This window comes from Duganella sacchari, assembly GCF_900143065.1.
In the GTDB taxonomy this organism is placed as follows: domain Bacteria; phylum Pseudomonadota; class Gammaproteobacteria; order Burkholderiales; family Burkholderiaceae_D; genus Rugamonas; species Rugamonas sacchari.
In genome coordinates, this window is the sequence record NZ_FRCX01000004.1 from 103,999 (window position 1) to 129,900 (window position 25,902).

The 25,902-nt window shown below is 60.4% G+C and carries 27 protein-coding genes and 1 pseudogene; 11 read left to right on the forward strand and 17 right to left on the reverse strand.

Features of this window, described 5'->3' with window-relative positions; translation table 11 throughout:
- Positions 1-82: 82 nt before the first annotated feature.
- Positions 83-334: a hypothetical protein gene (locus tag BUA36_RS30950; RefSeq protein ID WP_139260451.1), complete on the reverse strand. Its 252-nt coding sequence runs from the start codon at positions 332-334 to the stop codon at positions 83-85.
- Positions 335-1,277: 943 nt separating this feature from the next.
- On the opposite strand from BUA36_RS30950, the gene mqo reads away from it, so the two are divergent.
- Positions 1,278-2,996 carry a malate dehydrogenase (quinone) gene (gene mqo, locus BUA36_RS09520; RefSeq protein WP_072783881.1) on the forward strand — a complete coding sequence of 573 codons (1,719 nt, stop codon included), beginning with the start codon at positions 1,278-1,280 and terminating at the stop codon, positions 2,994-2,996.
- Between the two features lie 113 nt (positions 2,997-3,109).
- A complete protein-coding gene (locus BUA36_RS09525; protein ID WP_072783883.1) occupies positions 3,110-4,105 on the forward strand; it encodes a 2-hydroxyacid dehydrogenase in 996 nt (331 codons plus the stop codon).
- A gap of 38 nt (positions 4,106-4,143) precedes the next feature.
- Here BUA36_RS09525 and BUA36_RS09530 read toward each other — a convergent pair whose 3' ends face one another.
- Positions 4,144-4,545, reverse strand: coding sequence for a hypothetical protein (locus BUA36_RS09530; RefSeq protein WP_072783886.1), 402 nt, complete (start codon positions 4,543-4,545; stop codon positions 4,144-4,146).
- Positions 4,546-4,724: 179 nt separating this feature from the next.
- Between BUA36_RS09530 and BUA36_RS09535 the strand changes: the two genes are divergently transcribed.
- Complete coding sequence (locus BUA36_RS09535; RefSeq protein WP_072783888.1) at positions 4,725-5,183, forward strand: nuclear transport factor 2 family protein; 459 nt, start codon at positions 4,725-4,727, stop codon at positions 5,181-5,183.
- Positions 5,184-5,209: 26 nt separating this feature from the next.
- Here the strand turns inward: BUA36_RS09535 and BUA36_RS09540 are convergent, their stop codons facing one another.
- Both BUA36_RS09540 and BUA36_RS09545 read right to left on the reverse strand, forming a co-directional pair.
- A complete protein-coding gene (locus BUA36_RS09540) occupies positions 5,210-6,085 on the reverse strand; it encodes a hypothetical protein (RefSeq protein WP_072783890.1) in 876 nt (291 codons plus the stop codon).
- 19 nt (positions 6,086-6,104) lie between these two features.
- A complete protein-coding gene (locus tag BUA36_RS09545) occupies positions 6,105-6,584 on the reverse strand; it encodes a hypothetical protein (protein ID WP_072783892.1) in 480 nt (159 codons plus the stop codon).
- Between the two features lie 258 nt (positions 6,585-6,842).
- On the opposite strand from BUA36_RS09545, the gene bcaP reads away from it, so the two are divergent.
- Positions 6,843-8,234 carry a branched-chain amino acid transporter BcaP gene (bcaP, locus tag BUA36_RS09550; protein WP_072783894.1) on the forward strand — a complete coding sequence of 464 codons (1,392 nt, stop codon included), beginning with the start codon at positions 6,843-6,845 and terminating at the stop codon, positions 8,232-8,234.
- Between the two features lie 33 nt (positions 8,235-8,267).
- Here the strand turns inward: bcaP and BUA36_RS09555 are convergent, their stop codons facing one another.
- Entirely contained in the window at positions 8,268-8,591 is a 324-nt protein-coding gene (locus BUA36_RS09555) for a hypothetical protein (protein ID WP_072783896.1), read from the reverse strand.
- A complete protein-coding gene (locus BUA36_RS09560; protein ID WP_084560082.1) occupies positions 8,588-9,571 on the reverse strand; it encodes a tetratricopeptide repeat protein in 984 nt (327 codons plus the stop codon). The genes BUA36_RS09555 and BUA36_RS09560 overlap by 4 nt, the downstream gene beginning before the upstream one ends.
- Before the next feature lie 235 nt (positions 9,572-9,806).
- On the opposite strand from BUA36_RS09560, the gene BUA36_RS09565 reads away from it, so the two are divergent.
- On the forward strand, positions 9,807-10,175 hold the full coding sequence (locus BUA36_RS09565) for a cupin domain-containing protein (RefSeq protein WP_072783900.1): 369 nt from the start codon (positions 9,807-9,809) through the stop codon (positions 10,173-10,175).
- Here the strand turns inward: BUA36_RS09565 and BUA36_RS09570 are convergent.
- Positions 10,172-10,771 carry a response regulator transcription factor gene (locus BUA36_RS09570; RefSeq protein WP_072783902.1) on the reverse strand — a complete coding sequence of 200 codons (600 nt, stop codon included), beginning with the start codon at positions 10,769-10,771 and terminating at the stop codon, positions 10,172-10,174. The two genes, BUA36_RS09565 and BUA36_RS09570, sit on opposite strands and share 4 nt — an antisense overlap.
- On the reverse strand, positions 10,768-12,897 hold the full coding sequence (locus BUA36_RS09575) for a sensor histidine kinase (RefSeq protein ID WP_072783904.1): 2,130 nt from the start codon (positions 12,895-12,897) through the stop codon (positions 10,768-10,770). The genes BUA36_RS09570 and BUA36_RS09575 overlap by 4 nt, the downstream gene beginning before the upstream one ends.
- A 153-nt stretch (positions 12,898-13,050) precedes the next feature.
- Between BUA36_RS09575 and BUA36_RS09580 the strand changes: the two genes are divergently transcribed.
- A complete protein-coding gene (locus BUA36_RS09580) occupies positions 13,051-14,388 on the forward strand; it encodes an MFS transporter (protein WP_072783906.1) in 1,338 nt (445 codons plus the stop codon).
- 105 nt (positions 14,389-14,493) lie between these two features.
- A pseudogene (locus BUA36_RS31185) lies at positions 14,494-14,775 on the forward strand (PAS domain-containing protein); the annotation flags it as partial.
- Between the two features lie 47 nt (positions 14,776-14,822).
- Here BUA36_RS31185 and BUA36_RS31190 read toward each other — a convergent pair.
- Entirely contained in the window at positions 14,823-15,002 is a 180-nt protein-coding gene (locus BUA36_RS31190; RefSeq protein ID WP_229255682.1) for a hypothetical protein, read from the reverse strand.
- Here BUA36_RS31190 and BUA36_RS09585 point away from each other — a divergent pair.
- The gene (locus BUA36_RS09585) at positions 15,001-16,071 is read left to right on the forward strand and encodes a methyl-accepting chemotaxis protein (protein WP_229255678.1); all 1,071 of its coding nucleotides are present in this window, start codon (positions 15,001-15,003) and stop codon (positions 16,069-16,071) included. The genes BUA36_RS31190 and BUA36_RS09585 overlap by 2 nt on opposite strands.
- Positions 16,072-16,186: 115 nt before the next feature.
- Here BUA36_RS09585 and BUA36_RS09595 read toward each other — a convergent pair whose 3' ends face one another.
- From BUA36_RS09595 to BUA36_RS09610, 4 genes are read right to left on the reverse strand one after another with little or no spacing between them, the layout of a single operon-like run.
- Complete coding sequence (locus BUA36_RS09595; RefSeq protein ID WP_072783912.1) at positions 16,187-17,104, reverse strand: PaaX family transcriptional regulator C-terminal domain-containing protein; 918 nt, start codon at positions 17,102-17,104, stop codon at positions 16,187-16,189.
- Entirely contained in the window at positions 17,101-18,429 is a 1,329-nt protein-coding gene (locus BUA36_RS09600) for a permease (protein ID WP_072783914.1), read from the reverse strand. The genes BUA36_RS09595 and BUA36_RS09600 overlap by 4 nt, the downstream gene beginning before the upstream one ends.
- Positions 18,426-18,677: a DUF2249 domain-containing protein gene (locus tag BUA36_RS09605; protein ID WP_072783916.1), complete on the reverse strand. Its 252-nt coding sequence runs from the start codon at positions 18,675-18,677 to the stop codon at positions 18,426-18,428. The genes BUA36_RS09600 and BUA36_RS09605 overlap by 4 nt, the downstream gene beginning before the upstream one ends.
- Positions 18,674-19,138, reverse strand: coding sequence for a hemerythrin domain-containing protein (locus BUA36_RS09610; protein ID WP_072783918.1), 465 nt, complete (start codon positions 19,136-19,138; stop codon positions 18,674-18,676). Before BUA36_RS09610 ends, BUA36_RS09605 begins: the two co-directional genes overlap by 4 nt.
- Before the next feature lie 131 nt (positions 19,139-19,269).
- Between BUA36_RS09610 and ubiU the strand changes: the two genes are divergently transcribed.
- From ubiU to ubiT, 3 genes are read left to right on the forward strand one after another with little or no spacing between them, the layout of a single operon-like run.
- Complete coding sequence (ubiU, locus tag BUA36_RS09615; protein ID WP_072783920.1) at positions 19,270-20,289, forward strand: ubiquinone anaerobic biosynthesis protein UbiU; 1,020 nt, start codon at positions 19,270-19,272, stop codon at positions 20,287-20,289.
- 13 nt (positions 20,290-20,302) lie between these two features.
- Positions 20,303-21,205, forward strand: a complete 903-nt coding sequence (locus tag BUA36_RS09620; RefSeq protein WP_072783922.1) for a U32 family peptidase — start codon at positions 20,303-20,305, stop codon at positions 21,203-21,205.
- The gene (gene ubiT / locus BUA36_RS09625) at positions 21,202-21,696 is read left to right on the forward strand and encodes a ubiquinone anaerobic biosynthesis accessory factor UbiT (protein WP_072783924.1); all 495 of its coding nucleotides are present in this window, start codon (positions 21,202-21,204) and stop codon (positions 21,694-21,696) included. The genes BUA36_RS09620 and ubiT overlap by 4 nt, the downstream gene beginning before the upstream one ends.
- Here ubiT and BUA36_RS09630 read toward each other — a convergent pair.
- The 4 genes from BUA36_RS09630 to BUA36_RS09645 form a co-directional block, all read right to left on the reverse strand.
- Positions 21,662-22,402 carry an anaerobic ribonucleoside-triphosphate reductase activating protein gene (locus BUA36_RS09630; RefSeq protein WP_072783925.1) on the reverse strand — a complete coding sequence of 247 codons (741 nt, stop codon included), beginning with the start codon at positions 22,400-22,402 and terminating at the stop codon, positions 21,662-21,664. The two genes, ubiT and BUA36_RS09630, sit on opposite strands and share 35 nt — an antisense overlap.
- On the reverse strand, positions 22,383-22,559 hold the full coding sequence (gene nrdD / locus BUA36_RS31425) for an anaerobic ribonucleoside-triphosphate reductase (protein ID WP_072783926.1): 177 nt from the start codon (positions 22,557-22,559) through the stop codon (positions 22,383-22,385). Before nrdD ends, BUA36_RS09630 begins: the two co-directional genes overlap by 20 nt.
- Complete coding sequence (locus BUA36_RS09640) at positions 22,547-24,586, reverse strand: ribonucleoside triphosphate reductase (protein ID WP_072783927.1); 2,040 nt, start codon at positions 24,584-24,586, stop codon at positions 22,547-22,549. The genes nrdD and BUA36_RS09640 overlap by 13 nt, the downstream gene beginning before the upstream one ends.
- A gap of 126 nt (positions 24,587-24,712) precedes the next feature.
- Positions 24,713-25,867 (reverse strand): GGDEF domain-containing protein, encoded by a 1,155-nt coding sequence (locus BUA36_RS09645; protein ID WP_072783928.1) that lies wholly within the window; start codon positions 25,865-25,867, stop codon positions 24,713-24,715.
- Between the last annotated feature and the right edge of the window lie 35 nt (positions 25,868-25,902).

A 25,902-nucleotide genomic window follows, 5' to 3' on the forward strand; every position in this document is an offset into this window, starting at 1 on the left:
GAAGGGCAGCCCAGTGTGGCTGCCCTTTTTGCTTTTGCGCCCCATCTCGGGCCTTCGCCTTATCGTCAGACACGGGCTGAATTTACATCAAAGCCAAATCTTTTAGTTTATATAGCACTGCATATGGCGGTTCCTCATCATCGTGTGCTGCACCTCTGAAATAGAAGATACAGTTTTCTCTCTCAATCGTTCGATGAACAAATTTACCGTCAATCGCAATGCGATAAGACGCAGACTCCTGGCATACTTTCGGACTTACCTGCTTAAGTTCGCTAAAAATAGAACCATATTCAGGATGCGCCGTACCCGGTAACGCACCATCCGATACTGACAACAGTACCCCTTTATCATCTTCAATAGCGAGGTCAAATGAAGCGCTTCTTAATAGGCTTGGCAGGCCTGTTTTATGGCTTACTATTGGTGGGGATTTATATTCTAGTTAGCTCGCATCACAACTGGTCGCCAGTAGATAAGCTGCCAGCAAGTTGCCAAGTGGGTGATTGTCATTTTTCGATCCGGCTATTACTCTTCTTTGATATCTTTGGCCCCGCCTTCATATTTTTTATCTTGAATATATGGGCGTGGAAACGATGGACGCTAAATAAATGGATAAGACGGTCAGCGGCATTAACGGTACTTGTTTGTTGTTATTGGTTATTTGGTTATATCTCACAATGACCGATTCTTAAGATCTGTCCAGTCTCATTGTTAAACCAGATATTTTCCGCGATGGGGCCAGTCCTGCCGCACTTGCCGTAAGTAGTGCCGATAAAGCCGATCTGGCAGCGGACCTGCGAATTCTGGGCGTCTGGAAAGGCGGCAAGATGAAGAGCAAACGCTATCGAGACCAGGCTTGTCGTTCAGTACCTACTGCCTACTTTGAGAGAGTTTGTGACAATGTTCTAGCGCGCATCTGCTCATCCAGCCTGGCGCGCTAGTCGGCATCCTCTGCCACAATGGCCTGCATGTCCCAAGGTATTCACTTTTTCGGGATTTGCCAGAATTTCGGTTAACCACAATAGTTCAATCATGTAGCATCAACTAATATGTTGCCCAACATAACTGCACGCTCGTGCTCCAATGTTCAACGGAGCATGCCCACAGCAACACATTTTTGCCACCCAAGCGCACTTGCGCGATTTGCAAGGCTGCCGGCGCCAAGGCAACCAGATTCTACACAGCGTCATACCTTGACCAAGACCAGGCTTTTGCCGGGCATGCTGCATCGCTTGTGAACCTGGTTGCGCGTTTCAACACTTCTTAAGAGGACAAACTCCATGAGTCAAAAGGACAACAAAACTAGCGCAGCCGATGGCAAACGCGGCCGCTTCTCGCGTCGCCAGTTTATGGGTGCGGCGGTTGGCGCCGCAGCCGTATGGGGTGGCTATTCGGTGTTCTTCGGCGGCCAATTCCGTGCCGATAAGGCCGATCGCAAAGTGGATGTGCTGCTCATCGGCGGTGGCATCATGAGCGCGACGCTGGGCGTCTATCTGTCCGAACTGGAGCCGGCCTGGACCTGCGAGGTGTTCGAGCGCCTGGACAAGGTTGCGGAAGAAAGCTCCAATGGCTGGAATAATGCGGGCACCGGCCACTCGGCGCTTTGCGAACTGAACTACACGCCGATGGACGACAAGGGCAAGGTGCAGATTTCCAAGGCGGTGGAGATCAATGAGAATTTCCAGGTGTCGCGCCAGTTCTGGTCGCATCAGGTACGCAAGGGTGTGCTGGGCAATCCGCGCGAATTCATCAATTCGACGCCGCATATGAATCTGGTTTTCGGTGAAGAAAATCGCGCGTTCATTCGCAAGCGCGTCGAGGCGCTGAAAGCATCGCCGCTGTTTGCCGGCATGGAGATGACGACTGATCCGGCCCAAATCAAAGAGTGGATTCCCATCATGATGGAAGGCCGCAAGCCGGAAGACATCGTGACGGCCACGCGTTCCCCGCTCGGAACCGACGTCAACCTGGGCGCGATCACCCGCCAGTTTTACCAGCACCTCAACCAACGCGCCGGCGTCAAGATTTCGACGGGCTATGAGGTACGCTCGATCACGCGCAACAGCGATGGATCGTGGCGGGTGTCGGCGTTCGACATCAAGGACAAGTCCAGGATTCAGACAGTCGATGCGCGCCACATATTCATTGGCGCTGGCGGTGCGGCATTGCCGCTGCTGCAGTTGTCGGGTATTCCTGAAGCGAAGCAATATGGCGGTTTCCCGGTGGGCGGCGAGTTCCTGGTCACGGATAATCCGCAGATCACTTCGCGCCACCTGGCGAAGGTCTATGGCCTTGCCGATACGGGCTCGCCACCGATGTCGGTGCCGCACCTCGATACCCGCGTGCTGGATGGTAAAACGGTGCTGCTGTTCGGCCCATTTGCCACCTGGTCCAGCAAGTATCTCAAGAATGGATCCTACTTCGACATGGCGAAGGCCACGACGCCGTCCAACATCATTCCGCAACTGCAGGTCGGCATGCATGAGTTTGCACTCGTCAAATACCTCGCGCAGCAACTGGAGCTGTCCAAAGAAGAAAAGATGGCAGCGCTGCGCCATTACATGCCTGAGGCAAAAGATGAAGACTGGCGCCTGTGGCAGGCGGGTCAGCGCGTCCAGATCATCAAGAATATCCCTGGCCAGGGCGGCGTGCTGAAGCTCGGTACGGAAGTCGTGGTGTCCGAAGACCGCTCGGTGTCCGCTCTGCTGGGCGCCTCGCCAGGTGGATCGACTTCACCGGCCATCATGCTGTCGCTGCTGGAGAAAGTCTTCCCTGACCAGATGAAATCGGCGGCATGGCGCAGCAAGATTCTCGAGATCGTTCCGTCGTACGGGAAAAAACTCAATGAGAATCCGGCACTGCTGGCCGCAGAATGGGCAAGCACTGCTGAAACCCTGCAACTGGCGATTGCCTCGCCTAGCCTGGAAGGATTCACGCCGGCCGCCGCTACGGCCGACAAGCCGGGAGTGGTGAAAAAAGTGCCGGATATCGCGCTGTAAGGCTGGTCAGTGCCAGCAGCGCGGCCTTAAAGTGCTGCACAAGTGTCAGCGACTCAGCCATAGTTAGCATATGATGGGCAGGACTCTATTGATTCCCCAGAAAGGGCGAGACGATGAAAACTGCCGTATTCAGCACGCGCCGCTATGACAAAACCATGCTGGTCCGGGCCAATGCCAGCGCCGGGCATGAGCTGCGTTTTCTGGAGGACCGCCTGAGCGTCGCCAGCGCGCCGCTGGCGGCCGGTTGTGAAGCGGTGTGCGTGTTCGTCAACGATACGGTGGATGCTGAGGTGCTGGCGATCCTGGCGCAGCAGGGCACGCGGCTGGTGGCCACGCGCTCGACCGGCTACAACCAGATCGATGCCGCGGCGGCTGAACGGCATGGCATTGCCGTGGTGCGCGTCACCGACTATTCACCATACTCGGTGGCGGAGTTTGCGGTGGGCCTGCTGCTGGCGGTCAACCGCAAGATTGCGCGCGCTAGCGTGCGTACGCGCGAAGGCAATTTTGATCTCGATGGCCTGATGGGTTTTGACCTGCACGGCAAGACCGTCGGCGTCATCGGCACCGGCAAGATCGGTAGCATTTTTGCGCGCATCATGATCGGCTTTGGCTGCACCGTGGTTGGCCATGACCGCTACCCGTCAGCTGCGTTCGAGGCGCTGGGCGGGCGCTATGTGTCGGTCCAGGAGCTTCTGGCCTGCAGCGATGTGGTGTCGCTGCATTGTCCGCTGACCGATGAAACCCGCCATATCGTCAATGCCGCGTCGCTGGCGCGCGCCAAGCGCGGCAGCATCCTGGTCAACACCAGCCGTGGCGGTCTGGTCGATACCGAGGCCGCGACGGAGGCGCTGAAGACCGGCCAGTTGGGTGGCCTGGCGATCGACGTCTACGAGCAGGAAGCCAATCTGTTCTTCCAGGACCTGTCGTCCACCATCATCTGCGACGACGTGATCCAGCGCCTGGTGTCATTCCCGAACGTGATTGTCACCGGCCATCAGGCGTTCTTCACCGAAGAGGCGATCGGACAAATCATGCAGACCACCATCGACAGCATCTCCGCCTTTGAGCGCGGCGAGGCGCTGCTGAACCGCATTCCCAAGTCCTGAGAACGCCGCGCTAAACAGCGTGATACAAGAAAACTGATCTACTTAGGCTTGTCGATAATTTGAACCGCAAGCGCCTTGCGGCTCGCTACCGCTTTCTCCAGGAAAGGGGCTGCCAATGCACGGTCTTTAGGTAAGTCGAGCTGCGCAACCTGACTCTCGAAGACAGCGATGTTCCGCAACGTCGCGGCCCGGTATTTCTCTTGGAGTTCGCTTGCATCGTGAATTGTTTTTACGTCCTTCAACTCTTCATAGAACCTGGAGGTAATCACAATCGGTTCGTATGCCTGAAGTATTCGTTGGGTTTCCCTTGCCTCGAATATGGCTTGTGTTGCGACGCTGCGTGCCTCTCCGAAACCAGCATGGAAAAGGTAGCCGGAGATAAAGCCTAGAGAGGTAGCGACCCCAAGAGCGACTGCTGCAGAAACAGTTAAATTTTTCATTCTTCCCTTAACGTAGCAGTGCCGCGATGGCTGAACGTAGGGCGTGAGGATAGCACCTTGCTCGCTGGAAAAATGCGCGAAATCTCACCTCGGATTGGCGCTGTCATACACAGTGATTTATTGCAGGGGGCCGGTTTTTATGTTTCCATACCTGTGCTATCTACTTTGCAAGGTGACCCATGAAACGCTCGTTCATGCTTTTGTTGTGCGCGGTATGGCCGCTGGCGGCGCAGGCGGCGGATGCCACCGATGATCAGTTGATCGAACGCGCGGTGCGCGACTATATCGAGTCGCAGCACAAGACCGATCCGGCACGCATGGAGCGCAGCCTTGATCCGCAACTGGCCAAGCGCACTTACTGGCGCGCGGCTGATGGTTCGGAATTTATCATGAACACCGATTTTGACACCATGGTCAAGGTCGCCAAAAACTATAACAGGGACGGCACGAAGTTCCCGGCAACGCCGAGGGTCGATATCAAGATTCTCGATGTGGATCAGCGCGTAGCAACCGTCAAGCTGACCGCGGATGAGTGGGTTGACTATATGCACCTGTACAAGAACCAGCGCAGTGAGTGGAAGATCGTCAATGTGCTTTGGCAGTACCACGACACGGCACGCCAGGTCAGCAAGAAGTAATCAGGCTGACCACTGCAACGCCGTTGTTATTTCGGTGCGCTTCGGCAGGCGCCGTCGGCGAGCTGGGTGCCGAGTGTTAGCGCGGCAGCGGAGTCGGCTTCATTCAGGTCTTCCCCAAACTGGCGCTTCCATTGTTCAGGTGTCTTGTCACCGCCCCGCGCACGCGCGGCGGCAATGCCGTAGGCCATGACCAGCCCTGGATCACGCTCGACCATGCTGCCCATATCATACGCGTTGGACAGCAGGGACAGCGCATAGGCATTGCACTGCGCACCGGCAGTGCGCAAATACCCCATGGCGTCTTGTTTCCATTGCTTCACCGCTGGCTCGTCGGCGTTAGCGGCGAGGTCGACCGGCTTGCCGCCTGGGCCTTCCATGAAATAGTCCACCTGCGCATCGGCATTGCCGGCATCGGCTGCCAGCTTCAGGTAGCGCATGCGTTCCTGCACCTGGGACGGCGAGATGGCGGTGCATAGCGCGCGCTGGCGTGCCTGTGCGCGGGCGATCTGCTCGCGGTCGGCGCTCTCCGTGGTTTCCGGCAGCGGCTCGTCCGTATTGGCGCACAGGGACTCGGCCTGATAGACCTCGTAGGCGGCCTTGATGTTACCCAGCCTGGCCGCGCCTTCGCGTTGGGCGACGTATTGCGCAACGCTGAGGCCGCCCAGGTCCACGATGCGGCCATTGCGGCCGACCAGTGGCGGTTCGGACGCCGTCACCGCAGCGCTGGCAGTGCTTGCGCCGACTGGCATTGCGGCCAGGCGGGACAGCACGCTGGCTGCCGCGACAGCGGTGTGCTCAGGCACAGGAACGGCGGCCGGCTCGTCGTGCGGCCACAGGCAATAGGCCGCCACGCAGGCCAGGGCGCCTGCGACGATCAGCCAGGGTGACAGGCGTTGATCCATGTGCCGGGCTGCCGCGTGCTTAGTTCCAGAGGTAGCAGTAGGTCTGGCTGCGTTCGAGGTTGGCGCCAACGCTGCCGCTCGACGAAAGCTGCTTGACCCAGCCGTTCGGTGCCGTGGCGGTCGGCACTGCGCCGCAGTTCGAATGCACCCAGTGAATGCCCACGCCACTGGTGTACTTTTCGCCGCACACTTCAAGACGGCTGCCCACCGTGATGGCTTTCAGCGAGTTCGGCACGGCCTTGGCATTTTTCACGTAGTCCACGGCGTAGACATTGTCCATCGCCACGTCATAGGTTTTGCCGTCCTGGTCGGCTTTCAGGTTGACGTGGGTGTGCGACGTTTCAACGCCGTCGATAGACGAACCGGAGGCAAACTTTGGTGCGCTCGTGACGGTGCCGGTCAGGAACGCGCCCTTGTTGGCGCTGCAAGAGGACTGCTCGCTGGCAGCGGCGGTCAGGAAGGGCGATACCAATAACAACAGGGCGAGGATTCGAGACATGTCAATTCCATGGGTGATTGTTGATCGGAAGGGATTGTGAACTCCCGTGTCCTGCTCAGGACACATCTGCATACTAACGGACAAAAGTTTCAAATTTGTGACTTTTGTTTGATTGTTGCATCTTTGCTACGCCGTAGAAATACGCGTCGCCGGATCGGACTGTTATTGACGCTTGGGTTTGTGTCATACTGCCGCGCTTTGGCAGCGATGCCAAAGAATCATTTAAAACAATTAGAGCGAGTAACGGAGGTAGCAGTCGTGAGTATTTTTAGAACGAAGGATTTCGATGCCATGCGCGCAACCAGCGCCAGTGGTGGACTGAGGAAGGTGCTCGGCCCCGTGGACCTGGTGTTGATGGGGATAGGCGCCATTGTCGGTACCGGCATCTTTGTGCTGACCGGCAGCGGCGCCACCACGGCGGGTCCGGCGCTGGTGCTGTCCTTCGTTGTGGCCGCGTTTGCGTGCGGCTTTGCGGCGCTGTGCTACGCCGAATTCGCGTCGATCCTGCCGGTGGCCGGCGGCATCTACACCTACAGCTATGCGATCCTGGGCGAGATCATCGCGTGGATGATCGGCTGGGACCTGATCCTGGAATACGGGCTGGTGACGTCCGCCGTGTCGGTGGGCTGGTCCGGCTACTTCCAGTCCCTGCTGGGCGGCTTCGGGCTGCAGATTCCGGTGGCGCTGTCCGCCGCGCCTGGCGCGATTCCCGGCGTGACCACCTTCTTCAACCTGCCGGCTTTCCTGATCATGATGGTGCTGACCATCATGCTGTCGCTCGGCGTGCGCGAATCTGCGCGTATCAACAACATCATGGTGGCGGTGAAGATCGGCGTGGTGCTGCTGTTTATTTTCGTCGGTGTGCGCCACGTGGCGCCGGCCAACTGGCATCCGTTCATGCCCTACGGCGCGACCGGCGTGATGAGCGCGGCGGCACTGGTGTTCTTTGCCTTCATCGGCTTTGATGCGGTGACCACGGCAGCCGAAGAAGTGAAGAATCCAAAGCGCGATCTGCCAATCGGCATCATCGGCTCGCTGGCTGTGTGTACCGTGCTGTATGTGGTGGTGACCGCCATCATGACTGGCATCGTGCCGTTCACGCAGTTCAAAGGCATAGACCATCCGGTATCGCTGGCGCTGCAATTCGCGGGCGAAAACTGGTTTGCCGGTTTCGTCGACCTGGGCGCGATCCTGGGCATGAGCACCGTGATCCTGGTGATGGCGTTTGGCCAGACCCGCGTGCTGTACGCGATGTCGCGCGACGGCCTGCTGCCTAAGCGTCTGTCGGCGCTGAGCGGCAACGGCACGCCTATCGTGGCGACCTGGCTGGTGGGCATCGTGTTCGGCCTGCTGGGCGCCCTGGTGCCGCTGCAGGTGCTGGGCGAGCTGGCGAATATCGGCACCCTGGCGGCATTCTGCCTGGTGTCGGTGGCGGTCATCGTGCTGCGAAAAAAACGTCCTGACCTCAAGCGCGCATTCAGCTGCCCAGGCGTGCCGGTGATTCCTGGCCTGGCGATCCTGTTCTGCGGCGCGTTGATGGTCTTCCTGAGCGCAGTGACGTGGATTGCTTTTGCTATCTGGCTGGCGATCGGCCTGGTGGTGTACTTCACCTATGCCCGACATCACTCGGCGCTGAATCAGGTGCGCTAATCGCGCAGGGGCAGCCGGGGTGGCTGCCTTTTTTTATTCCCGCGTATGCCGCTGCTCCTGGATCAGCAGGAGTTCGATGGCGGCATCCAGCTTGCGCCGCATCATGAAATTTTCGACGGCGCCGATCGCTGCCGTGATGAACGCCGTGACGATCAGGACTCTGACCGACAGCGGCGCCGTATAGGCGGCGCTGTTGATCAGGAAGTTACATACGCCGGTACCCAGCAGGACCAGCAGATAAAAGGGAAGCCTGGAATCGGTTTTCTTTAAAATGGCTTTTGCACGCTCGGTGCGATTCAGCTGCGCGAGCAGGGCTTGGGCCTGATATTCCTGGGCGGTTTTTTCGGTGCTAGTCATTGTTTTGTTTCCTGTTCCTGTTCCAGTTGCTGGCAGATCTTCATGTTCAGTGTGCCCGGCCGCTGCAGCCAGTAATCCCGCTCACGCACATCAAACGTCACACCGAGTCCCGTGGCGTACATAACGGCAAGCGCGCATTGTGACGGTGGCAGCATGCCGCCATCGCCGATGCCCGGCTCGGTAGACTTCAGAAACCACGCGGCCGCCATCTGATAATCCTGTTGTACGCCTTTTCCTTGCGCGTACAGGCGCCCGATCTTGAATTGCGCACTTTGCGAAAAATAAGAGAAGGTTGAAGCGGCGTGCGCAGCGGCTTGTTGGTACAAGCCCATCGCCTGCTGATAGTCCACCGGCACACCGAGGCCAAATTCATACATCTCACCCAGCCGCTCGGTGACACTGCGGTTCCCCGGCTGTTGCATGAGCAACTGGAAAAGCGCTGCGGCTTTTTGCTTGTCAACCGCAACGCCGAAGCCGCTGTCATACATTTCCGCCAGTGAGAGCGTGGCGCGGATGTCGCCGTTGTCGGCCGCCTTTTGAATCCAGGCGACGCCCTCTGACGCATCGTAAGCAAGCCCCTGTCCCAGAAAATAGCGGACGCCAAGCTCGTGCTGCGCCTCTGGTACTCCCTCTCTGGCGTCGTTCAGCAAACGCTGCAAGCGCTCACCTTCTTGCTGTTCGCTGAGTGACGGCGCGATCGGGCAGTGCGGGCAGTAGGGATGCGTGATGCTCCAGAACAGCGTATCGGCCCCACGTCGGATTTCTTCGGCGTTCTGGTAAGGGCCGCCCTGATTGACGACGAAATCCATATCTTCTGCAAACAGGGCATCCAGTTTCTGCATGCCGTCCTTGCCGGTGGCGGCGTGCACCGGCACGCTGGATGCCGCAAGCAGGCTCAGTGCAGACCATCCCGCCAGCCAGCGACGCTTGGATAGTATTCTCATGATGAAAATTATAAATACGCCAATTTCGCAAAGCAACTTGATTATCCAGATTAGGTAAAACTCCCTAGTTCACCTGCCATTTGTTCCAATCTCTCTCAGAAAACATGAAGCGTAAGCTTGCCCCTGACTTATCAAGGGGGAGGTATGAACCCAGACACCGCTTGGACGATTTCCCCCACGCGGCGCATTTCGACGGTACCATGGCGGAAATCGGCTTCCGCCCATCGCCTATATTGAAGATTTACTGTTGCCCGATCCAGACTAGATAACCATGAAGCCCACCATTACCGCGTTCCACCTGCAGTCGCCAACCCCGGAGTATGACCAACCGCGCGAGGAGCGCCGTCTGGATGGCAGTCCCAAGCGCACGACCTGGAATCATTTCACCAACGCCAGTGGCGAGGTTCATGCCGGCATCTGGGCGTGCGAGCGTGGCAGCTGGCGCATCGCTTTCGCCGACAACAAGGATGAATATTTCTATGTGCTGGAAGGCCGTTGCCGTGTGATCGATGAAGCCGGCCATGCCGCAGAAGCGGGACCGGGCGATGCGCTGGTTATCCCGGCCGGGTTCAAAGGCGTGTTCGAGGTTGTCGAACCGGTCCGGAAGCACTACGTAATCGTCGAGCGCTCCGCTGCCTAATCCAGCCAGGGATGGGCGGCCAGCCAGCGGCCCAGCTCATTGTCGTTCGCGCATTGCAGTTTGTTGAAGATGTTGGCGCGGTGCGTTTCGACGGAACGCGGGCCGCAGGGCGGCACCAGCACGCGGGCGATTTCCTTGTTTGGCTGTCCCAGTCCCACCAGGCGCGCCACCTCGCGTTCACGTGGCGTCAGCTCTTGCCACAGCCGTAGCGCCTGGCCACGTGAGCGGGCTTCCACAATCGCGGCAGGCAGTTTGTCCAGCAGTTGCTGCGTGTCCGGCTTGGTCACCCAGTCGTAGGCGCCGCGTCGCACGGCTTCGATTGCCGTGGGAATGTCGCCATGACCGGACAGGAATACCGTCACCAGCGGACTATGCCCGGTGCGCAGACGTTCGAACACCTCCAGTCCATTCATGCCGCCCATGCGCAGGTCGAGGATGACGCAGCCCGGCTGGCGCATGTCTACCACCTCCAGAAACGCCTCGCCGGAATCGAAGGCCTGTACTGCCAGGCCTTGTGAAAACAGCAGAAGCAGCAAGGAACGACGCAAGGCTTCATCGTCATCAACAACGTACAGCGTGAGTGGAATGTCTTTCATGGCGCGGTAGGCAGGGTGAAGGAGAATATGGCGCCGCCGTCAGCGCGGTTCTCCACCGTCAGCGAACCGCCGTGGGCTTCAATGATGGTGCGGCAGATGTTTAAGCCCAGGCCCAGTCCATCGGGCTTGGTGGTAAAGAAGGGCGCGAAGACCTGGTCGATCTGGTCGGCCGGAATGCCTGGTCCGTGGTCGCTGACGGCAATGCGTACGCCAGGGCCGGCACGCTCGCTGCTCAGCACAATGGTGCGGCGGTGGCGCGGCTGGTCCTGCATCGCCTGCACGGCATTGTGGATCAGATTGACCAGTACCTGTTCCAGCAAGACGCGGTCGCCGCGCACCTGCGCCGTTGTATCGCTTGACACCAGTTGCAGCGTCACGCCATACCGGTCCAGCTCCGGCTTGAGCAGGGTTTCGGCATGGGCAATCACACTGTCAATGGCCAGGCTTGCATAATCGGCGCGCTGTGGATTGATCAGTGCGCGCACCCGTTTGACGATTTCACTGGCCCGCTTGGCTTGTTCGATGATGTCGTCCAGTGCACCGGTCAGCAGCTCGGGCGCATCGCAGTTGGCCAGCGTGCGTGCGGCGACGGCAAAATTCGATAGCGCCATCAAGGGTTGATTGAGCTCGTGCGCCAGCGTGGACGCCATTTCGCCAACGCTGGCCAGGCGCGCGCTGCGTTGCAGGCGGACTTCCTGATCGCGTTGCCGGGCCTCTGCCTGCTTCTGGGCGGTGATGTCCACCACAGAACTCATCCAGCCGCGCCGCACGCCTGCGGCATCGATGAGCGGCGCGGTGTAGACCATGGTGATGACGTCATGGCCATCCTTGTGCCGGATGCGCGATTCAAACCCATGTGGCGCGGCGCGTCCCTGCAGGGCGTCGTCACTTTCCCGTGCCTGTTTTTCCAGGTCGTCCGGATGCCAGTAAGGGTAGGGCGGTCGGCGCCCCATCAACTCCTCACGGCTGTAGCCAACCATGGCGCAGAGCGCGGGATTGACGTAGATGATTTTTCCTTCCGGGTCGCGGGCGCGCATGCCGACCAGCAGCGAGTCTTCCATCGCCTGCCGGAATGCGTGGGCTTCCTGCAGATCGCGGGTGCGTTCTTCCACGCGGTGCTCCAGCTCCAAGCGGGCTGCCTGCTGTTCCGCAAAGCGCCGGTCGCGCAAGCGCCAGTACAGTACACCCAGCAGCAGCAAGGCGACAGCCAGCGTGGCCAGTGCATGCGCCAGGCGCCGCGCCTGATGCACTTCGCGCATGTCTTCAGTCACGGTCAGGGTCCATCCCAATTCAGGCAGTGGGGTATCCAGCGCGAGAAAGTCTGTGCTGCGTCCTTGTATCGGCGCCTGCAGGACAAAGGCGGGTGTATCGCTGCTGGTTGCTGTTTTCCACGGCAGGATGTCGAAACGGGTACGCGCGCCATACTGGCTGTGTGCACTGATCCACTGCAGATCCGCAGCAGGAACCGGCTTGGTGCTATGGAATAGCCAGTCGGATACGGCGCTCAGGAAGACAATGCCACGGCTGTCCCGCAGCACCACGGGATAAGCGCCGCGCATCCAGCTGCGCTCCAGTGGTTCGAGGCTGATCTTGACGACCAATACACCCAGGATGCCTTGTGGCGTGTGTACTGGCTCCGCAATGAACAGGCCAGACTGGCCGGTGGTCAGGCCCAGACCGTAGAACAATCCCCTGCGCCCGTGCACCGCGTCCTCGAAGTAGGGGCGCTGATGGTAGGACTGTCCGACAAAGCTGGAGGGCAGATTCCAGTTGCTGGCGGCTAGCGTCAGGCCTGCCGTGTCCACGAGGAATAAGGCGGCGGCGCCAGTCGTGGTTTGCAGGCCGGCGAAGTAGTGGTTGACGCGCGCCTGCAGCGCTGCATCGTGCGGCGTGTGCAGCAGATTCTGCACATCAGGATGGCGGGCTGCCGCATACGGCAGAAAATCGTGCTTCTCCACCAGTCCGCGCAGGCCCAGGACGTGGGCGGCGCTGGCCTGGCGCAAAGTGAGCGTCTTGGCTTGCAGTTCGCGCTGCTCCGCCCATTTACCCGACACCACAATCAGGACGAGCGCCGCCGCGAGGGCCAGCCATCTGCGCCAGTGATGTGGTTTGAACAAGGAGGGCATGGAAGTCCCGCAGCCAAATAGGCAAACAATACCAGTTGCGGGCGGGGGATTGGGGGCTCTCCGTATTTTTACGGAGACGCAGGCGCCAACGTTGCGGATGTGCCGCAGCTTTGCGCGGCTCACAATCAAAACTCATAAAAACCGGAGACCAACATGGACACAGTTACAACCCAGCCGCTTGCGGGCGGACGCACCGCCACCGTCAGAGAACCCATCTCGGCCAAACGCTTGCGCGCCATCTTCGTTGGCTCGGCAGGGAATCTGGTGGAGTGGTTTGACTTCTACTGCTATGCCGCGTTTGCGCTGTATTTCGCGAATTCCTTCTTCCCTGCGCAGGACGCCACTGCGCAAATGATGTCGACCGCCGGCATTTTCGCGCTCGGCTTTTTCGTGCGCCCGCTGGGTGGGATATTGTTCGGCCGCCTGGGCGACCGTCATGGCCGCAAAGTAGCGTTGATGACGTCCGTGCTGCTGATGTGCCTGGGCTCGCTGCTGATCGCCTGTGCGCCGACCTATGCCAGTGTCGGCATCGTGTCGCCTTGCATCCTGCTGCTGGCGCGTCTGCTGCAAGGCCTGAGCCTGGGCGGCGAGTATGGCGCCAGTGCGACCTATCTGTCGGAAATGGCGGATTCCAAACGGCGCGGCTTTTATGCGAGCTTCCAGTACGTGACGCTGATCGGCGGCCAGTTGCTGGCGCTGCTGCTCTTGCTGGTGTTGCAGAACTTCCTGCTCGATGCGCAGCAGCTGCGCGAGTGGGGCTGGCGTATTCCGTTCTTTGCTGGCGCGGTACTGGCTTTGCTGGCGCTGCGCATGCGTCATGACATGCCGGAGACGCCATCCTTCGAGGCCGCCCGCAAGAAGGCCAAACCGATGGGCGGCTTGAAGCAGCTGGCCCAGCATCCGAAAGAAGTGATGCTGGTGATCGGCCTGACCATGGGCGGCACGCTGGCGTTCTATGTCTACACCGTGTACATGCAAAAATTCCTGCGCCTGTCGGTTGGACTCAGCGACGCCCAGACCACCGCCGTATCGGCCGCTTCGCTGCTGTTTGCGATGTGCTTGCAGCCGGTGTACGGCGCGCTGTCCGACCGCATCGGCCGTCGTCCGCTGCTGGTCGGCTTTGCGGTGCTAGGCACCATCTTCACGGTGCCGTTATTGACCGCGATCCGTCACGCCAGCGGCCCATGGGAAGCCTTCGCGCTGATCGCCTGCGCCTGGCTCATCGTCTCCGGCTACACCTCGATCAATGCGCTGGTAAAGGCGGAACTGTTCCCCGCCAATATCCGCGCGACCGGCGTTGGCGTACCTTATGCTGTCGCCGTATCGGTGTTTGGCGGCACGGCCGAATACCTGGCGCTGTGGTTCAAGTCGATACAGATGGAGAGCGCGTTCTACTGGTACGCGAGCGCCGTGATGGCGTGCACGCTGGTGGTGTGCTGGTATATGCGTGACACCGGCGCAACCTCGCGGATCGACGCCGAGATGCAATGATCCATATCAAGTTGCACACATATAAATAATTATTTTGTTTTAGTCATTTTTATTGTTTTCACGACTATATAATCGCCGGGAATTTAAAACTCTTTGAATGCGATTATGCGGTTAAACTTGCCTGTAACCAATATTGAATATGTGCTGGATGAAAGCGAAACCATTGTTTCAAAAACTGATCTGAACGGGAATATCACTTACGTCAATCGGGACTTCATTCAGATCAGCGGATTTTCAGAAGAGGAATTGCTGGGGGCGCCACAAAACATCGTGCGCCACCCCGATATGCCCGCAGCGGCCTTTGCCGACCTGTGGGCAACGCTCAAGGAAGGCCAAGCCTGGACTGGCCTCGTCAAGAATCGCTGCAAAAACGGCAATTACTATTGGGTGGAGGCGAATGCCGCACCATATTATGAAAACGGTAAAGTTGTTGGTTATACTTCAGTAAGAACCAAGCCAAGAAGGGCGCAAATCGACGCGGCATCGGCATTATATTTTTCAGAAAATTTTAAAATAAAAAAACAGCGCAATATATCGCTGTCATTTAAATTCAATTTGCTGATTGTTTTAATGCTGGTTTCAATGTTGCTGCCAGAATTACGGATAATCAGCATGCTGCTCGCGGTGGCCGGTTTAATCGTTTTGCGCAAAGCCGCGATCACGCCATTGCACGCGATGCGCGCGTATCTGGATCAGATGAGTGGCGGCGACCTGACTGGCTGTGTTGCCGTCAAAGGCAGCACGGAGGCCGCCAATACGCTGCAAGCCTTGCGCGTCCTGCAGATCAATCTGAAGTCGCTGGTGGGCCAGATCAAGGAGGCCAGCGCTGTGGTGAACGCGGATGCCCACGACATCGCTGCCGGCAATGCGGATTTGTCCGCGCGCGCGGTCGAACAATCCGGCTCGCTCGAGGAGACTGCCGCATCGATGAAGCAGATGACGGGCACGGTGCGCCAGAATGCGGACACCGCGCACGATGCGAACGAACTGGCGCTGGCTGCGGCGCGGGTCGCCAGCGAAGGCGGTGCGGCGGTGAGCGCGGTGGTCGATACCATGGCGTCCATCCGCGCGAGTTCCGCGCGGATCGCGGACATCATCAGCGTCATCGACAGCATCGCCTTCCAGACCAATATCCTGGCGTTGAATGCGGCAGTGGAGGCCGCGCGCGCGGGCGAGCAGGGACGCGGTTTTGCGGTCGTCGCCAATGAGGTACGCAGTCTCGCCCAGCGTTCAGCGACGGCCGCGCACGAGATCAAGGATTTGATCAGCAGCTCGGTCGGGGAAATCGAAAGCGGCAGCCAACTGGCTGCGGATGCGGGCCGCATCATGTCCGGCATCGTGTCCTCGGTGGGCGAGGTTGAGCGTCACATGAGCGACATCAGCGACGCCAGCAAAGAGCAGAGCAAGGGCATACAGCAGATCAACCACGCGGTGGCGCACATCGACGCGATGAATCAGCAGAATGCCGCAGTGATGGAAGACGCCGCGCTCGCGGCCAAACGCATGCAGCAGCAGGCGGCCCAACTGGCGCGCCTGATCGGCCAGTTTACCCTGGTTCAGCCGCGCGCCCGCCTGGCTTTCGCCGACGACACCGGCACTACCGTGGAAGGCGAGGCCGCACCGAACAGCGCTTCCACCATCGGGTCGCGCCGTATCGCCAGTTTTCGGGCGCGGGTCGGGTAAGTGGTGTCATCGGCCAGGCGGTGGACGCGGGCGCCTTCGCGGTTGATGGTGATGCTCATGGTGGGACCGTCATAGCAGTCTTCGGCAAATCGTTTCATGCTTGATTCTCTCTCGGTTAAGCGGTCATGTAGGTACCGGCGCGGCGTGCCAGATGGCGGCGCGCTGGTGCTGGCACGTCGGCCGGCTCGGCGGCTGGCGCTTCGGTGATCTTGAGGATATGGCGGCGTGCCTGGGCCGCGCAGCCGGCGTACAGCGCGACATAGGTCTGGTAGGCCTGCATGGCAGGCCAGTTTTCCGGCAGCAGTTCCTGCGGCAGCAATTGGTCGGCGCGGCGGCAATGCTGATAGCCATGGCTGACCAGCAGGCGCACCATGTAAGCCTGTTCGTCGGTGAAGGCGCCGCGCTGGCCCAGCATCTGGCGCAAAGGCTCGAAGCGGCGCAGGAATTCGTTGTACAGCTCCGAGGCCAGGTCCAGATCCCACTCCATCTTGCCAAACAGGGGCTGGCGCACGGCGGCAGCCAGCTGCGTGCCGCTGACTTCAAACAGCGCCAGGCCGTGGTCTTCGCCAGTCTGCATACCGCGTGTGTACGAGGCCGGGCGGGCCAGCACATTCGGCGCCAGGATGCAGTAGTCCAGGTCCAGCAACTGCTTGCGGGTGGTGGCATAGCGCGCCGCACTGATGCCGCCGCTGTTGACCAGCATGATCCAGTCCTCGTTGAAGCTGCGCGAGGAGGGAATGTTGATGCGCTGGCGCGCTGACAATATGGCTTCCGCCGCTGGTGGCGTCAGCATGCACAGGCTGCGGCGGCCATGGCGTTCGATCTGGATCATCTTGTGTTCCGCCAGGCGGAATAGCGCGGTGCGGATGGTGCGCTCCTGGAAACCCAGTGGTTCCATCAGCGCGATGACGCTACCCAGCCATTGGGTCTTCTGGCCAAACGCTTGCGCTTCGCTGAACATCAGCTTGAGCATGGTGCTGAGCCGTGGCTTGGCCTGACGCAGGCAGGCGCTTATATAAAATTCGCTAGTCATGATTGTGGAGGTACGGAGAGAAGCTGGTTCGGGACCACGCGCAACTGCCAGTACAGGTGTGCAGCGCGGCCCAGGTTAAGCCAGAGCGCCAGGCTGGCAGCGCACATCAGCGCCGCGCCAGGGCGCACCAGCGCGGGTTGGTAGCAGGCGACCAGCAACAGCAGCAGGCCGGCGATATGGGCGCCGTACTGCCACTGTGCGCGGCGCTCGGGAATGATCTGGTTGAGCGTGGGCGGTTTGCGGCCGCTGATATTGCGCCCATCCTGCAAGTGGTGCCAGGCGAGAAAGGGCACGATCTTGTACAGCATGCCGTTGACGGCAGAAAGGGCAAAGCCGGCGATGAGCAGGATGCCGGTCGCCACCGGCACGGCATTCGACGGCGCCATTGGCCACAAATGCAGGCACAGGGCGGCGATCAGGCAGGCCATGGCGGTACGCCAGTACAGCGTGGTGGGATCGGCGCGCGGCCGCTTGCGGCGCAACAGCAGCACCAGCGTGGTGCCGGCAAACAGCGCGTAGCCCGCGGCCAGCAGCGCCACGATGGCGTAATGCAGGACCCGGCCGGGACCTGTCCACGCGCTGGAGAGCGAGGTGGCAACCAGCAGCAGGAACATCCCGGTGTTGTAGCCGCCGGTCAGCCATTTTGGATACGGCTCGGTGAGTATAAACATCGGCACGACCTGGAAGGCGATGCTGATGACCAGCAGTCCCACCCAGCCGAGCAAGCCCCACATCGCGTGCAGGTCGGTCAGGCGTTGCAGTGGCAGCTGGAGCAGGCCTGGCCACGCAAACAGGCTGGCCAGCATGCCGCCCAATACCATGGTCAGCACCAGCGATGCGAGCGAAAGCCGTATGCCGGCCACCACCGCGCCGGAGCCGGGCAGGTGGACTTGCCACATGCCGACCGTGCACGCGGCAACAAACAGCAGCAGTCCCGCCAGCAGCAGGCCCATGGCGATGCGGAACAGCACCGGCTCCTCGCGCCAGAACGCCGCAGCCAGCACCAGCGTGCCGGCACACAGGCTCAGATGCACCACCGTGCCCACGCGGCCGGCGCGCGGGATGGCGATGCCTGCCACCACGGGCAGCATCTGCAGCATCGCGCCGATCATGGTCATGCTCAGACAACCCAGCACCATCAGGTGGGTCAACGCCAGTGTCAGCGGCGACCAGCGGGTGGTCAGTGCTGCCTCACCCTGCCATGTAAGCAAGGCCGCAGCCAGCGCGGCAAACAGCGGCGCGCTCAGAAAATACCGCATCGGCAGCGAAAGCGGCGGATTGTCGCCGAAGGATAGTGCGCGCTGCGGAGCGTCTAGCGGTTTCATGCGATGGGCGCCAGCCAGATCATCACTTCATAACGCTGCTCTTCCTGCATCGTGGTGCGGTACTGGTAGCCGTTGCGCAGCAGGATGCGGTACAGCGGCACAGGCTCGCGGTCGATCAGGACGCGCAGGCGTTCGTCGGGACCGAGCGTGTCCAGTGCTTCGAGTATGCGTATCATCGGCTCCGGCGGTTCCAGGCCGCCGACGTCCAGTAGCCGTGCGCTGTTGCCGCGTTCCAGCAGGGTATTCATGCTGCGCTCCCTTCGGCTACCGCGTGGTCCAGCTGTTCCATGCTGGCGACAACCGCGTCGGCCTGCTTGGCCAGCACAAAGTCGGCCTGCGGGTAAAGGATGCCTTCTTCTTTCAGATTATGCTGGCGCATCAGGATACGCAGCATGTCGGCCTGGTCGAAGAAGGACGCACAGTCGCGTTCTGTGATCGCGGCCTGCATCGTGGCGAGCATGTCGCGCATCTGGCGGTGCTCGGCGCGCATCACGACAGTGGGGCCGTAGCCGTTGCCCAGCGCATGGTCCAGGCGGGGAAACAGCACGCGTTCTTCCTTGTCCAGATGGCGGTTGAACATGCCGAGGAAGGCGGCGAAGCTGGCGCCGGCTGCGTCCCAGTGACGCAGGATGACGTCCGATTCCGCCAGCGTGTACTGATCGTCGCAACGGCGATGATCCTGATCGAGATAAGTGGCGATCTTTTGCATCTTCTTTGTCCTTGATTAAAGCTGCGCACATTGTCCCACCCGGTAAAGCTCAAATTCTTTGATTCATATCAAGGATTTTCGGGTTCATGGAGCGATACAGTTCGTTCGCCCCATTTAGCTATCAGGAACACATGAATCATCCTGCCTCTCCACCCATCGAGCTGGTATGCCCGGCGGGTAGCCTGCCGGCCTTGAAGGCCGCCATTGACCTGGGCGCGGACTGCGTCTATCTCGGTTTTCGCGACGCCACCAATGCCCGCAACTTCGCCGGCCTGAATTTCGACGACGCCGCCATCGCCACCGGCATCGGTTATGCCCATGAACGCGGCCGCAAGGTGCTGCTGGCGCTGAACACGTATCCGCAACCGGACAACACGGCACTCTGGCAGAGCGCCATCGACCGCGCCGCCCGCGCCGGTGTGGACGCGGTGATCCTGGCCGACCCCGGCCTGATGCGCTACGCCGCCGACCATCATCCGAATCTGCGCCTGCATTTGTCGGTGCAAGGCTCGGCCACCAACGCGGAGGCAATCAACTTCTACCAGCACCACTTCGGCGTACAGCGCGCGGTGCTGCCGCGCGTACTGTCGCTGGCGCAGGTGGAGCACGTGGTCAGGAACACATCGATTGAAGTGGAAGTGTTTGGCTTCGGCAGCCTGTGCGTGATGGTGGAGGGCCGCTGCCACCTATCGTCCTATGTGACGGGCGAATCGCCCAACACCCACGGCGTGTGCTCTCCGGCCAAGGCGGTGCGCTGGCAGCAGAATCCACGCGGGCTGGAATCGCGCCTGAATGGCGTGATGATCGACCGCTACACGCCGCAGGAAAGCGCAAGCTATCCCACGCTGTGCAAGGGCCGCTTTGAAGTGGAAGACGAAACCTACTACGCCATCGAGGAACCAACCAGCCTGAATACGCTGGAACTGCTGCCGCAGTTGCTGGAGATGGGCGTACGCGCGGTGAAGATCGAAGGGCGCCAACGCAGCCCGGCTTACGTCTCGCAGGTAACGCCTGTGTGGCGCGCGGCGCTGGACGATTGCCTGCGCAATGCGGCCCGCTACTCGGTCAGGCCAGCCTGGATGTCGGAACTGAATACGCTGGCGGAAGGCCAGCAGCACACACTGGGCGCGTATCACCGCTCGTGGAAATAACACTGGAGAAGTCATGCTGAAACTCGCCCTCGGGCCGTTGCTGTATTACTGGCCGCGCGCCAAGGTCATGGAATTTTATGAGGAAATCGCGGAGACGCCGGTGGATATTGTCTACCTGGGCGAAACCGTGTGTTCGCGCCGTCACGAGCTGCGTGCATCGGACTGGCTGGAAGTCGCCGCGCTGCTACAGAACTGCGGCAAGGAAGTGGTGCTGTCCACGCTCGCGCTGATCGAATCCAGCGCCGACCTGGGCACGCAGCGCAAGCTGACGGCGAACGGCCAATTCCACGTCGAGGCCAACGATATGGGCGCGGTGCATATGCTATCCGGCCAGTCGCGTTTCATCGCCGGCCCGCATCTCAACATCTACAACCCGCCGACGCTGGCGCTGCTGCATGGCCTGGGCGCGAAGCGCTGGGTAATGCCGCTGGAGATGAGCCGTGATGGCCTGCGCCATATGCAGGACAGCCGTCCCCCGGGTATGGAAACCGAAGTCTTCGCCTTTGGCCGCATGCCGCTGGCATTCTCGGCGCGCTGCTTCACCGCGCGCAACCGCAATCTGCCGAAGGATGACTGCCGTTTCAGCTGCATCGATCATCCGGATGGCTTGCTGATGCAGACCCGCGAGAAGCAGGCTTTCCTGATTTTGAACGGCATCCAGAGCCAGTCCGCACTGGTCTACAACCTGGTGGCGGAGCTGGAGCAGATGCAGGCGCTGGGTGTGGATGTGGCCCGTCTGAGTCCGCAGTCCAGCAACATGGCCGGGATCATCGCCGCCTTTGACGCCGTGCGCAGCGGCGCCACGCCGCCACGCTCCGCAGCGGAGGCGATGTCGCCGCTGCTGCCGGCTGAAGCCTGCAATGGTTACTGGTACGGCAAACCCGGTCTGGAATATCGCATGGAGCAAGCGGCATGAACCCTGTAGCACAAAACAATTACGGTCCGGCGCAGCTGCTGCCATCCTTTCTGGCGACGCTGGGCCAGCGTCTGCCTGCCTATCCGGGCTCGCTGCTATGCGTGGCGGCGTTAAACCTGGTGCTGCGGCCGCATCTGCCGGACGATGTGCGCGCCGGACTGGCGGGCCGCCATTTGCGCGTGCGCGTCAGCGATGCTGGCGTGGCGTTTGATTTTACGTGGCGTGGCGAGGGCTTTGCCGCATTGCGCAACAATGGCGTGCCGGATCTGGAAATCGGCGCCTGCACACGGGATTTCATCGCACTGGCACGGCGCGAGCAGGACCCGGACACCTTGTTTTTCTCGCGCCGTCTGTCGATGGAGGGGGATACGGAACTGGGCCTGCTGGTCAAGAATACACTGGATGCGATTGACGTCCCGGTGACGGAACTGGGCCGTCAGGCCCTGTCCCGGGTTGTCAACGCGCTTCCTGGCCGGCGCGCCGCACGCTGAAGTTTCTGAACAATGGGGCTATGCCGGTCAGCACATCCTCGCCGGGATAGCCGGGAATCGCGCCGTTAATCAATGCGTCGTCGGCGCAACCGGTGGCGCGAAATTCCTGCAAGACGTAGTTGTTTACGCCCATGGCGGCCAGCATGCGCGCCAGTGCGACCAGCCGCTCCGGCGGCAGCTGGTCCGGGTGCACGGTGGTCCGGCACTCATAGGCGACGCCGCTGTCGAGAATGGCGGCAACGCACTCGCGTACCGGCTCGCCGCTGCCGCCAACGCCGGTAATGGCGGCGTAGCTGTCAAACGTCGTCTTGACGTCGAAGCCGATCCAATCCAGCAGCGGCAGTACATCCCGCAAGCGGTCGGGATAGATGCACGCGGTTTCCAGGCCAACCTTGAAACCCATGGCGCGCACCTGCTGGATGGCGTCCTCCAGTGCCGGGTCCATGGTCGGTTCGCCGCCGCAGAACACCACCGCATCCAGCAGGCCAGAGCGGCGCTCCAGTGTCGTCATCACATCCTTCCAGGCGATGGGGTTTTCGCGCGTGCGCTCCTGCAAATGCGGGTTCTGGCAATAGCCGCAGCGCCACGGGCATCCCTGCACAAACACCACGGCGGACAGGAGGCCGGGGAATTCAGTGGCGCTGAACGGGGTATAGCCGCCTACGCGCAGTGAGCGGCGTTCCTGCTTAGGTTCCGGACTGGGCATGTGGCTCACGGAAGAATTTACGTTCGTGGAATTCGCCTTGCTTGCCGATGTTGAAGGATGAAACCGGGCGATGGTAGCCCATCACGCGGGTCCAGATTTCGCAAGGCTGGCGTTCGGCGTCGTCGAGTTTGACGGTCTGCGGATTCAATGTGTGCATGGCGTTTCCTTTGCTGGTGATTGAAGAGAGGCTTGTTTGCGGGCGATGATTTCGGCGTCGCATTTGGGACAGAACGCATGGCTGCCTTTCAGGTAGCCGTGTTTGGGGCAAATCGAGAAGGTCGGCGTCACCGTGATGTAAGGCAGGCCAAAGCGGCCCAGCGCGCGGCGCACCAGTGTGCGGCAGGCAGCGGCGCTGGACAGGGCTTCCGTCAGGTACAGGTGCAGCACGGTGCCGCCCGTGTATTTGCGCTGCAAGGCGTCCTGCTGCTCCAGCGCTTCAAACGGATCGTCGGTGTGGCCGACCGGCAGTTGCGAAGAGTTGGTGTAGTACGGCATCTGCGGTGTGCCTGCCTGCAGGATGTTGGCGTAACGCTTGCGGTCTTCCTTGGCGAAGCGGTAGGTCGTGCCTTCGGCCGGCGTGGCTTCCAGGTTATACATATGGCCGGTCTGCTCCTGGAATTCCACCATGCGCGCGCGTACGTGGTCCAGCAGGCGCAGTGCGAAAGCGTGGCCCCACGGTGTCGTGATGTCGTGCTGGCCCGATGGATCGAAATTGCGCACCATCTCGTTGATGCCGTTGACGCCCAGCGTGGAGAAGTGGTTGCGCAGCGTGCCGAGGTAGCGTTTGGTGTAGGGGAACAGGCCATTGTCCATGTGCCGCTGGATGACCTTGCGCTTGATCTCCAGGCTGTCGCGGCCCAGCTCCAGCAGGCGGTCCAGCGCTGCCAGCAGCGCCGGTTCGTCGTTGCGGTACAGATAACCCAGGCGCGCGCAGTTGATGGTGACCACGCCCAGCGAGCCGGTTTGTTCGGCCGAACCAAACAGGCCGTTGCCGCGCTTGAGCAGCTCGCGCAAGTCGAGCTGCAAGCGGCAGCACATGGAGCGGATCATGTTCGGCTTCAGCTCGGAATTGATGAAGTTCTGGAAGTAGGGCAGGCCGTAGCGCGCCGTCATTTCAAACAGCAGTTCCGCATTCGGGCTTTCCCACGCAAAGTCTTCGGTGATGTTGTAGGTCGGGATGGGGAAGGTGAAGGCGCGGCCTTTGGCATCGCCCGTCATCATGATCTCGATGTAGGCGCGGTTGATCATGTCCATTTCGGTTTGCAGCTCACCGTAGGAGAACGGCATCTCTTCGCCGGCGATGTGGGGAACCTGCTCGCGCAAGTCCTCGGGACAGACCCAATCGAAGGTCAGGTTGGTGAATGGCGTTTGCGTGCCCCAGCGCGATGGCACGTTGAGGTTGTAGATCAGCTCTTGCATGTACTGCCTGACTTCCTCGTAGCGCAGCTTGTCCTTGCGGATGAAGGGCGCCATATAGGTATCGAAGGAGCTGAATGCCTGGGCGCCTGCCCATTCGTTCTGCAAGGTGCCGAGGAAGTTGACGATCTGGCCGATGGCGCTGGACATATGGCGCGGCGGGCTGGATTCCACCTTGCCCGGCACGCCGTTCAGGCCCTCATTGAGCAGCGTACGCAGCGACCAGCCGGCGCAATAGCCGGACAGCATATCCAGGTCATGAATGTGGAGATCGGCCTCGCGGTGCGCCCGGCCGATCTCCGGCGGATAGACATGATTGAGCCAGTAATTGGCGATGACCTTGCCGGAGACGTTGAGTATCAACCCGCCCAGCGAATAGCCCTGGTTGGCGTTGGCGTTGACGCGCCAGTCCTGGCGGTCGAGGTATTCGTTGATCGAACTGGCGACGTCCACCAGCGAGTGTTTGTCCTGCCGCAGCGTGGCGTGCTGCTCGCGATAGACCACGTAACGGCGCAGTGTCTGGCGATAGCCAGCATCGTAAAGCACTGTTTCGACATTATCCTGGACCAGCTCCACCGTCATCTTTTCGTTGGCAGGCAGGGAGGACAGCTGCAACAGCACGCCCTCGGTCAGCTGGCTGGCTTTGACAGCATCGAATTCGCCACTGGCGCGGCCGGCGCGGAGCAGGGCGCTTTCAATCTTGGACAGATTGAATTCCTGCTCGCTGCCGTCACGCTTGACGATTGTGGTGTGATACAGACCTTCCATGTTCGCCCCATATCTAGTTGACTTGATCATTCGGTCACTATATATGGTGTTTTTGGCGTGAATGGGTGCTATCTATTGATTTCTTGATCTGGCCTATCTTTTGAACCTCAACGCGCCGGGTTGAGATCAGCGTGCGTCGTAGATGATAAAGCCGCTCTTGCCATTGCGTTTGACCTGATACATGGCACTGTCGGCCCGCTCGATCAGCTCATTGAGGCTGGTGCCGTGCTGCGGATAGAGGCTGATGCCGATGCTGGCGCCGAGGGCGAAGTTGTTGCCGCTGACGGGAATCTGGGTGGTCAGCTGCTCCAGCAGTTTTTTCGCAATTTCGTAAGCTTGCTCCGCTTGCTCCAGCTGCGTGCCGATGACGATGAACTCATCGCCGCCAACCCGCGCGCAGATGTCGGTACTGCGGGTGTGGGATTGAAGCCGGGCCGCCACGGTCTTTAATACCTGGTCACCCACCGCGTGGCCGGCGCTGTCGTTAATCGGCTTGAAGTTGTCCAGGTCGATATAGAACACGGCCACCACCTGATGCGGGCGCGTGGCCAGCAGCAGCGCGTGGTCGAACAGCTGCTCCATGTAGCGCTTGTTCTTCAGTCCTGTCAGCGGATCGAGAAAGGCCAGCCCCAGCGCCTTGGCTTCCGCATCCATCAGGCGTTTCTGCACGCGGTGCAGGATGGCCGCCAGCAGCGAGGAATACATCATCAGCACCAGCAGGGTGCCAAGCAGGAAGCCGTTGCGTGACCATGACGGCGCATAGAACATTGCGTAGGGTGCGGTCAGCCAGTGTATGGCAAGTGCGGAGGCCGCAGCGGCAGTGGCATGCAGGGTCCATCCCGGCACCTCATGACGATGGCGGAAAGCGGTGTAGCCCAGGTAGGCCAGCATGCCGGCATTGAGCAGCGCATAGCCGGTACTGCGCACGTAGCCTGGCGCTTCCAGCGTCCATGTCGAGAGTATCCACATTTCAGCGAGGCCGGCGGCGATCCAGAACCAGCGCTCCTGTACCTGCAGATTCAGGAAGCGCACCAGCCCTGTCAGCAGAAAGGGCTTTTCCATGACGATGAACAGGGCGTAGACGAAAGTGGCGGGCTGGATATTGGTGGGGGCGGAAGCGGCCATGAATAGCACGAGCCGCGAGCACAGCGCGAAGGAAATCGACACCGCCCACCAGCCAGCCCCGGAGCTGGTCCTGGCAAACCGGCTGATCCAAAGGAAGAACAGCAGGAATACAAAGTACACCGTGAAACCAAAGGTATGGACGATTTCGTGGGACATCTGGGGACCCCTCTCGATATCCAAACATTATGCCC

What these genes read in the sequence shown, in the direction of transcription:
- mqo (WP_072783881.1), top strand. Translation starts at nt 1,278, where the DNA reads ATGAGTCAAAAGGACAACAAAACTAGCGCAGCCGATGGCAAACGCGGC.
- BUA36_RS09525 (WP_072783883.1), top strand. Translation starts at nt 3,110, where the DNA reads ATGAAAACTGCCGTATTCAGCACGCGCCGCTATGACAAAACCATGCTG.
- BUA36_RS09530 (WP_072783886.1), bottom strand. Translation starts at nt 4,545, where the DNA reads ATGAAAAATTTAACTGTTTCTGCAGCAGTCGCTCTTGGGGTCGCTACC.
- BUA36_RS09535 (WP_072783888.1), top strand. Translation starts at nt 4,725, where the DNA reads ATGAAACGCTCGTTCATGCTTTTGTTGTGCGCGGTATGGCCGCTGGCG.
- BUA36_RS09540 (WP_072783890.1), bottom strand. Translation starts at nt 6,085, where the DNA reads ATGGATCAACGCCTGTCACCCTGGCTGATCGTCGCAGGCGCCCTGGCC.
- BUA36_RS09545 (WP_072783892.1), bottom strand. Translation starts at nt 6,584, where the DNA reads ATGTCTCGAATCCTCGCCCTGTTGTTATTGGTATCGCCCTTCCTGACC.
- BUA36_RS09555 (WP_072783896.1), bottom strand. Translation starts at nt 8,591, where the DNA reads ATGACTAGCACCGAAAAAACCGCCCAGGAATATCAGGCCCAAGCCCTG.
- BUA36_RS09565 (WP_072783900.1), top strand. Translation starts at nt 9,807, where the DNA reads ATGAAGCCCACCATTACCGCGTTCCACCTGCAGTCGCCAACCCCGGAG.
- BUA36_RS09570 (WP_072783902.1), bottom strand. Translation starts at nt 10,771, where the DNA reads ATGAAAGACATTCCACTCACGCTGTACGTTGTTGATGACGATGAAGCC.
- BUA36_RS09575 (WP_072783904.1), bottom strand. Translation starts at nt 12,897, where the DNA reads ATGCCCTCCTTGTTCAAACCACATCACTGGCGCAGATGGCTGGCCCTC.
- BUA36_RS09580 (WP_072783906.1), top strand. Translation starts at nt 13,051, where the DNA reads ATGGACACAGTTACAACCCAGCCGCTTGCGGGCGGACGCACCGCCACC.
- BUA36_RS09585 (WP_229255678.1), top strand. Translation starts at nt 15,001, where the DNA reads ATGCTGCTCGCGGTGGCCGGTTTAATCGTTTTGCGCAAAGCCGCGATC.
- BUA36_RS31190 (WP_229255682.1), bottom strand. Translation starts at nt 15,002, where the DNA reads ATGCTGATTATCCGTAATTCTGGCAGCAACATTGAAACCAGCATTAAA.
- BUA36_RS09595 (WP_072783912.1), bottom strand. Translation starts at nt 17,104, where the DNA reads ATGACTAGCGAATTTTATATAAGCGCCTGCCTGCGTCAGGCCAAGCCA.
- BUA36_RS09600 (WP_072783914.1), bottom strand. Translation starts at nt 18,429, where the DNA reads ATGAAACCGCTAGACGCTCCGCAGCGCGCACTATCCTTCGGCGACAAT.
- BUA36_RS09605 (WP_072783916.1), bottom strand. Translation starts at nt 18,677, where the DNA reads ATGAATACCCTGCTGGAACGCGGCAACAGCGCACGGCTACTGGACGTC.
- BUA36_RS09610 (WP_072783918.1), bottom strand. Translation starts at nt 19,138, where the DNA reads ATGCAAAAGATCGCCACTTATCTCGATCAGGATCATCGCCGTTGCGAC.
- ubiU (WP_072783920.1), top strand. Translation starts at nt 19,270, where the DNA reads ATGAATCATCCTGCCTCTCCACCCATCGAGCTGGTATGCCCGGCGGGT.
- BUA36_RS09620 (WP_072783922.1), top strand. Translation starts at nt 20,303, where the DNA reads ATGCTGAAACTCGCCCTCGGGCCGTTGCTGTATTACTGGCCGCGCGCC.
- ubiT (WP_072783924.1), top strand. Translation starts at nt 21,202, where the DNA reads ATGAACCCTGTAGCACAAAACAATTACGGTCCGGCGCAGCTGCTGCCA.
- BUA36_RS09630 (WP_072783925.1), bottom strand. Translation starts at nt 22,402, where the DNA reads ATGCCCAGTCCGGAACCTAAGCAGGAACGCCGCTCACTGCGCGTAGGC.
- nrdD (WP_072783926.1), bottom strand. Translation starts at nt 22,559, where the DNA reads ATGCACACATTGAATCCGCAGACCGTCAAACTCGACGACGCCGAACGC.
- BUA36_RS09640 (WP_072783927.1), bottom strand. Translation starts at nt 24,586, where the DNA reads ATGGAAGGTCTGTATCACACCACAATCGTCAAGCGTGACGGCAGCGAG.
- BUA36_RS09645 (WP_072783928.1), bottom strand. Translation starts at nt 25,867, where the DNA reads ATGTCCCACGAAATCGTCCATACCTTTGGTTTCACGGTGTACTTTGTA.